Genomic DNA, 6,369 nt, shown 5'->3' with positions numbered 1-6,369 from the left:
TATTGCCGGCGCACCCGAGCGAGGCTCCGCCCGAGGTGGATCTGGTCGAACTGGAGAATCGCCCGGCGGCGCGGGCAATACCACAGCATCGGCATGGAGCGCGCCGGCCACGGGAAGATCCCGCGGCGGTAGGCCTCGACCAGCGCCCGGGGCGAGCGGAAGCCGCGGCCCAGCACGGCGAGCCCGCCCGCGGCCCAGCCCTGGCGTCCCGCCAGCGCGACCACGTCACCCGCCTCGGCGCCCGAGCGCAGCACCGGGGCCACCGTGCACGACCCCAGAACGGTCACGGCCACGACCACCTGGTCGGCGGAGGTCAGGTCGCCACCCACCACGTGCGCGCCGACCAGGGCCGCCTCCTCGGCGAACCCGGTCGCGAAGTCCACCGCCCACTGGACCGGCAGGTCCGGCGGGGCGGCCAGGCCGATGGTCAGCCAGGCGGCGCGGCCGCCCATCGCGTTGACGTCGGAGAGGTTCTGCGCGGCGGCACGGTGCCCGATGTCAGCGGCCGAGCACCACTCACGGCGGAAGTGGCGGCCCTCCACCATGACGTCGGTGGAGACGACCACGTGGCCGGTCCGCACCCGCAGCACGGCGGCGTCGTCCCCGGGCCCCACGAGCACGTTCTCGTCCTGCTCGAACAGCGGCGTGAGCGTGCGCAGCAGGCCGAACTCCCCGGCGTCGGCCAGGGTCGCGTCGGGTGGGATCGCCATAGGCCCATCCCACCAGATCGCCCCGCCCCCGGGGCCCTCGACGCGGCGAGACGCGGCTATCGGGTCCTGCCCGTGGCGCGGTAGGTTGGCGGGGTCGAAGTCCGCCGTCGAACCGAGGAGTCCCCATGGTCGTGCAGGCCTACATCCTGATCCAGACCGATGTCGGCAAGGCCGCCGAGGTCGCCAAGGAGATCGCTCAGGTCAAGGGGGTCACCCTGGCCGAGGACGTGACCGGACCGTACGACGTGATCGTGCGCGCCGAGGCACGCAACGTCGACGAGCTCGGCAAGCTGGTCGTGGCGAAGGTGCAGACGCTGGACGGCATCACCCGGACCCTCACCTGCCCGGTCGTCCACATCTGAGCCGTTGACCCTGCCCCGTCGGCGCCCCGTGTCCCGAAGGACACGGGGCGTCGCCACGTGCGGCCTGCTGGCCGCCACCCTCGCCCTGGCCGGCTGCGAGTCCGACAAGGTGCCGCTCGACTCCCCCACGCCCTCGCCGGTCGTGGGTGCCGCGTGCCAGCGGCTCCTCGACGCCCTCCCCGACACGGTGGACGACGAGCTCCGGCGTCCGGTCGACCCCGAGGACGCGCTGGGCGCCGCCTGGGGCGACCCGGCGATCACGCTGACCTGCGGCGGGACGATGCCCCCGGACTTCGACCGGTTCGCGGCGTGCGAGGAGGCCGACGGCGTCGGCTGGTACGTCCCGGAGGAGCAGGTCTCCGACCAGGGGCTCGACGTGGTGATGACCACCATCGGGAGGCGGCCGGTGGTGCAGGTGCGGGTGCCTTCGTCGTACCGCCCCGCAGGGCCGGCCGCCGCGATGGTCGACCTGGCGCCCGCGATCAAGGAGCACACCCGGCTCCGCAAGCCCTGCGTGTGAGTGCCCGTCAGCGCAGCCCGGTGCCGCGGGCCAGCGCCAGCTGGAGGAGCCGGTCGACCAGCGCCGGGTAGTCCAGCCCGGAGGCGGCCCACATCCGCGGGAACATGGACGTCGGGGTGAAGCCCGGCATCGTGTTGATCTCATTGACCACCACGGTGCCGTCGGGCATCACGAAGAAGTCGATGCGGGCCAGCCCCTCGCAGCCGACCGCCTCGAACGCGCGCGCGGCGAGGTCCTGGAGCCGCTCGGCCACCCCGGCGGCCAGCACGGCAGGGACGTCGAGCTCGGTGTGCTCCTCGGGGAGGTACTTCGCGGCGAAGTCGTAGAACTCGTGGTCCCCGCCGATCCTGATCTCGGCGGGCACGCTGGCCTCCGGGGCGCCGTCCAGCCCCTGGAGCACCCCGCACTCGACCTCGCGCGCGCCCTCGGCCGCCACCTCCAGGAGCACCTTCGGGTCATGGCGCTGCGCCTCCTCGACCGCGGCGTCGAGCTCAGCGGCGTCGTGGACCTTGGAGATGCCGATGCTGGAACCCCCGCGGGCCGGCTTGGCGAACAGCGGGTAGCCCAGGTCCGCGACCCGCGCGCGGCACCCCTGCGGGTCCTCCTCCCACTGCCGCCGGGTGAGCGTGACCCACGGCAGCACCGGCAGCCCCGCGGCGGCGAGCACGACCTTCATGTAGCCCTTGTCCATGCTCACGGCCGAGGCCAGTACCCCGGCGCCGACGTAGCGAACGCCGGCCATCTCGAGCATCCCCTGGATGGTGCCGTCCTCGCCCCACGGCCCGTGCAGCAGCGGGAAGACCACGTCGACCTCGCCCAGCGTCCGCGGCGGCCTCGACGGCTCGGAGACCACCAGCTCGGCACCTCCGCCGTCACGTGCGAGGGCGACCGACGCCCGGCCGGCGTCCACGCTCGGCAGCCGGTCGTGGCTGTCGATGCGCAGCCGTTCCGGCTCCTCGGACTCCAGCACCCACCGGCCATCGGTGGCGATGCCGACCGGCACCACGTCGTACTTCTCCCGGTCGATCGCCTGCAGCACGCTTCCGGCGGTGACGCACGAGATGGCGTGCTCGCTGGACCGTCCGCCGAAGACCACCGCGACGCGGGGCTTGCGCTTGGGCTCGTTCATCGCCACGACCCTATTGCCTAGGCTGGCCGTATGCCGTCCGACCCGCCCGCGCTCACGCCCGCCACCGTCGTCGTGTCAGCGGGGCGTCCCGACCACGGCCCCGATCAGCCGCTCAACCCGCCGATCACGCTGGCCTCGACGTACGGTGCGGGCGGTGTCAGGGAGTACGGCCGCTACGCCAACCCCACGTGGGAGGCGTTCGAGGAGACGCTCGGCGCCCTCGAGGGGGGCCGGTGCCTGACCTTCGCCTCCGGGCTGGCCGCCGTGGCAACGGTCCTCGACCTGGTGGCCGCCGGTGACCGGGTGGTCGCTCCCCGGCACGCCTACAACGGGGTCACCATGCAGCTGGCCGACCTCGAGGTGCGGGGACGGCTGGAGGCGGTGCTCGTCGACGTCACCGACACCGAGGCGGTCCTCGCCGCCAGCGCCGACGCCGCCCTCGTCTGGCTGGAGTCGCCCACCAACCCGGCGCTCGAGGTCGCCGACCTGCCGCGGATCATCGAGGCGGCACACCGGGCAGGGGCCCGGGTCGTCGTCGACAACACGTTCGCGACTCCGCTGCGCCAGCGCCCGTTCGAGCACGGCGCGGACCTGGTGGTCCACTCGGCGACGAAATACCTCTCCGGCCACAGCGACCTGCTGATGGGGGCGGTCCTCACCCGCGAGGAGGAGGTGTACGACGCCCTCCGGGGCCGTCGTGAGCTGGTCGGTGCGATCCCCGGTGCGTTCGAGGCGTGGCTGGCGCTGCGCGGGCTGCGCACGTTGCACGTGCGGCTGGACCGCGCGGAGGGCAACGCCCGCGAGCTGGCCCGGCGGCTGGCCGGGCACCCGGCCGTGGAGGAGGTGCGCTACCCGGGCTTCGGCGCGATGGTGTCCGTGGTGCTGTCCGGCGGCGCGGAGGCCGGCGACCGGCTCACCCGGAGCACCTCTCTGTGGGTGCACGCCACCTCCCTGGGCGGGGTGGAGTCCACATTCGAGCGTCGTCGTCGGTGGCGCAGCGAGCCGTTGACGATCCCCGAGGGCCTGGTCCGCCTCTCGGTCGGCATCGAGGACGTCGAGGACCTCTGGGCCGACCTTGCGGCCGCGCTCGACGTACTTCGCTGAGGCGCCTCAGTCGGTCTCGGCCTTCGTGTCCCTCGCGGTGAACGCGCGGACCAGGTCGCTCGCGGTCATCCGGCCGGCCACCACCGCGTCGACGTGCTCGGCGATGGGGGCGTCGACGCCGGTGCGCCGGGCCAGCGCCAGCAGCGAGGAGCAGGACTTGGCGCCCTCGGCGACCTGGCGGGTCGAGGCGACGATCTCCTCGGTCGTCATCCCCTTGCCCAGCTTCTCGCCGAACGTGCGGTTGCGTGAGAGCGGCGAGGAGCAGGTCGCGACCAGGTCACCCAGCCCCGCCAGCCCCATCAGCGTGAGCGGGTTGGCGTCCAGGGCGACGGCCAGGCGGGCGGTCTCCGCCAGGCCGCGGGTGATGACCGAGGCGGTGGTGTTGTCGCCGTACCCCATGCCCACGGCCATGCCCACGGCCAGCGCCACGACGTTCTTGTAGGCGCCCCCGAGCTCACAGCCCACCACGTCCACGCTGGTGTAGGGGCGGAACGTCGGCGAGTGGCAGAGGTCCTGCAGGCGCTTGGCCATGTCCTCGTCGGCGCACGCGACCACCGAGGCTGCCGGCTCGCGGCGGGCGATCTCGCGGGAGAGGTTGGGGCCGCTGATCACCGCGATCCGACCCGGGTCCGCTCCCGTGACCTCGCCGATGACCTCGCTCATCCGGTCCAGGGTGCCCAGCTCCACCCCCTTCATCAGCGACACCAGCGCCGCTCCGGGGGGCAGCACGGGCGCCCACTCGGCGAGGTTCCCGCGCAGCGTCTGGGAGGGCACTGCCAGCACCACCACCTCGGCTCCGGCGACGGCACGCTCGGGGTCGTGGGTGGCGCTGATCGTGGGCGGGAGCTCGACGCCGGGCAGGTAGTCGGCGTTCTCGTGCCGCAGGTTGATCGCCTCGCAGACCTCCTCCCGGCGTCCCCAGACGGTCACCTCGTTCCCGCCGTCGGCGAGCACGATGGAGAACGCCGTCCCCCACGATCCCGCTCCGAAGACCGCGACGCGGGTCATGGGCTCTCCTTCCGCGGGGGCTGCTTCTTGGGGTTGCCGGTCCGGCGCACCCCGGCCTTCGCCGGGTCGAACCGCACCGCCGGCGGCGTCTCACCACGCAGGTCGGCCACCAGCGCCGTGAGCGCGTCCATGATCCGGTCGGTGGCCTGCTGAACGACGGCCGGGGTGAGCGGCTGGTCGGCCAGGTCGTGCAGGTCCACCGGGTCGCCCACCTTCATCGTGATGTGCTTGCGGGGCAGGAAGTCGGGCTTCTTGGCGTACGGCGCCAGCAGCTCTTGCGGCCCCCACTGCCCGATCGGGATCACCGGGGCGCCGGTGGCCAACGCGATCCGGGCGGCGCCGGACTTGCCCGCCATCGGCCACAGGTCCGGGTCTCGCGTCAGCGTGCCCTCGGGGTAGACCACGACGCACTCGCCGGCGCGGACCGCCGCCACCGCGGCGTCGTAGGCGCCGGCCGCGTTGCGGCTCAGCCGCTCCACCGGGATCTGGCCGGCGTCGCGGAGGAACCGGGCGAACGCCTTGTTGCGGAACAGCCCCGACTTGGCGAGGTAGCGGGCCAGCCGGCCGTGGTCGTAGAGGATGTGCGCCGCCATCAGCGGGTCGATGTGCGAGACGTGGTTGAACACCACGACGCAGCCGCCGGTTGCGGGGATCTTCTCACCGTCGATCCACGTCCGTGAGCTCGCCGCGAGCAGGGTGGGTTTGACGAGGGCAACCCCGATGCCCCACGCCCAGCCGCGCTTCTGGGAGAGCTTGCGTACCGGCATCGCCCTTCTCCTCCTCGTCAGCGCCCCGCCTGCCTTCGTTCGGTCGCCTGTGCGTCGGAGAGCAGGCTACTCGCCCATCGTTCACCCGGTCCCCGCGCAACGCACGCGTGCGCGCACTGGCAGGATTCCTGGACGTGACCCCGTCGTTCGTCGTGCTGGTGCCGGTGAAGTCACCCCGGGTGGGCAAGTCGCGCCTGACGGCGCTCGGACCCGCGACCCGCGAGGCGCTGGCGCTGGCGTTCGCGGAGGACACCGTCGCCGCCGCGTCGGCCACGCCGGGGGTACGCCGGGTGGTGGTGGCGACCGGCGACCGCCACGTCGCCTCCCGGATGCGCGCCCGCGGGTGCGACGTCGTGCCGGACCCCGGCGGCCTGAACGAGGCGCTGTCGGACGCGGCCAGGTGGGCAGGTCCGCGGTGGCCCGATGCCCGTCCGGTGGCGCTGTGCGGGGACCTCCCGGCGCTCACGTCCACCGACCTGGCCGCCGCGCTCGGGGCGGTGGCTGGGGACGACGGGGCGGCCGTCGTCGTGGACCACCACGGCACCGGCACCACGCTGTACACCGCCCCCTACGACCTGTTCGCCCCCCGGTTCGGTCCTGGCTCCGCGGCCAGGCACATGGAGGCCGGAGCCCGCGCCCTTGCGGGGGAGCTGACGACGCTCAGGCTCGACGTGGACGATCCCGAGGACCTGGGCCGGGCCTGCACGTTGGGGGTGGGGGGACGGCCCGGCGCGGCCCTGGCCTCCCGCTGCGCAGGCGACCAGAACTA

8 protein-coding genes are annotated in these 6,369 nt (G+C 73.7%); 4 read left to right on the top strand and 4 right to left on the bottom strand.

The window, feature by feature from the left end; translation table 11 throughout:
- Nucleotides 1-710, bottom strand: a 710-nt coding sequence (locus tag PLP61_RS13975) for an AIR synthase related protein (protein ID WP_324503355.1), incomplete at its 3' end; no start/stop codon positions are given.
- Between the two features lie 125 nt (nt 711-835).
- Between PLP61_RS13975 and PLP61_RS13970 the strand changes: the two genes are divergently transcribed.
- Together PLP61_RS13970 and PLP61_RS13965 are read left to right on the top strand one after the other, a co-directional pair.
- Nucleotides 836-1,072, top strand: coding sequence for an Lrp/AsnC family transcriptional regulator (locus tag PLP61_RS13970; protein ID WP_324503354.1), 237 nt, complete (start codon nt 836-838; stop codon nt 1,070-1,072).
- A gap of 28 nt (nt 1,073-1,100) precedes the next feature.
- On the top strand, nt 1,101-1,592 hold the full coding sequence (locus PLP61_RS13965; protein WP_324503353.1) for a DUF3515 domain-containing protein: 492 nt from the start codon (nt 1,101-1,103) through the stop codon (nt 1,590-1,592).
- Nucleotides 1,593-1,599: 7 nt separating this feature from the next.
- On the opposite strand, the gene PLP61_RS13960 is transcribed toward PLP61_RS13965, so the two are convergent.
- Nucleotides 1,600-2,721, bottom strand: coding sequence for a D-alanine--D-alanine ligase family protein (locus PLP61_RS13960; RefSeq protein WP_324503352.1), 1,122 nt, complete (start codon nt 2,719-2,721; stop codon nt 1,600-1,602).
- A gap of 30 nt (nt 2,722-2,751) precedes the next feature.
- Here PLP61_RS13960 and PLP61_RS13955 point away from each other — a divergent pair, with 30 nt between their 5' ends.
- Nucleotides 2,752-3,825 carry a trans-sulfuration enzyme family protein gene (locus PLP61_RS13955; RefSeq protein ID WP_324503351.1) on the top strand — a complete coding sequence of 358 codons (1,074 nt, stop codon included), beginning with the start codon at nt 2,752-2,754 and terminating at the stop codon, nt 3,823-3,825.
- Between the two features lie 6 nt (nt 3,826-3,831).
- On the opposite strand, the gene PLP61_RS13950 is transcribed toward PLP61_RS13955, so the two are convergent.
- On the bottom strand, nt 3,832-4,833 hold the full coding sequence (locus PLP61_RS13950) for an NAD(P)H-dependent glycerol-3-phosphate dehydrogenase (protein ID WP_324503350.1): 1,002 nt from the start codon (nt 4,831-4,833) through the stop codon (nt 3,832-3,834).
- Nucleotides 4,830-5,600, bottom strand: a complete 771-nt coding sequence (locus tag PLP61_RS13945) for a lysophospholipid acyltransferase family protein (protein ID WP_324503349.1) — start codon at nt 5,598-5,600, stop codon at nt 4,830-4,832. The genes PLP61_RS13950 and PLP61_RS13945 overlap by 4 nt, the downstream gene beginning before the upstream one ends.
- A 134-nt stretch (nt 5,601-5,734) precedes the next feature.
- On the opposite strand from PLP61_RS13945, the gene cofC reads away from it, so the two are divergent.
- A partial coding sequence (gene cofC, locus PLP61_RS13940; protein ID WP_324503348.1) for a 2-phospho-L-lactate guanylyltransferase occupies nt 5,735-6,369 on the top strand: 635 nt, incomplete at its 3' end.

This window comes from Nocardioides sp. (genome assembly GCF_035429765.1).
In the GTDB taxonomy this organism is placed as follows: domain Bacteria; phylum Actinomycetota; class Actinomycetes; order Propionibacteriales; family Nocardioidaceae; genus Nocardioides.
The sequence above is the reverse complement of the archived record's forward strand: the minus strand, read 5'-3'. Positions and strand labels throughout refer to the sequence as shown.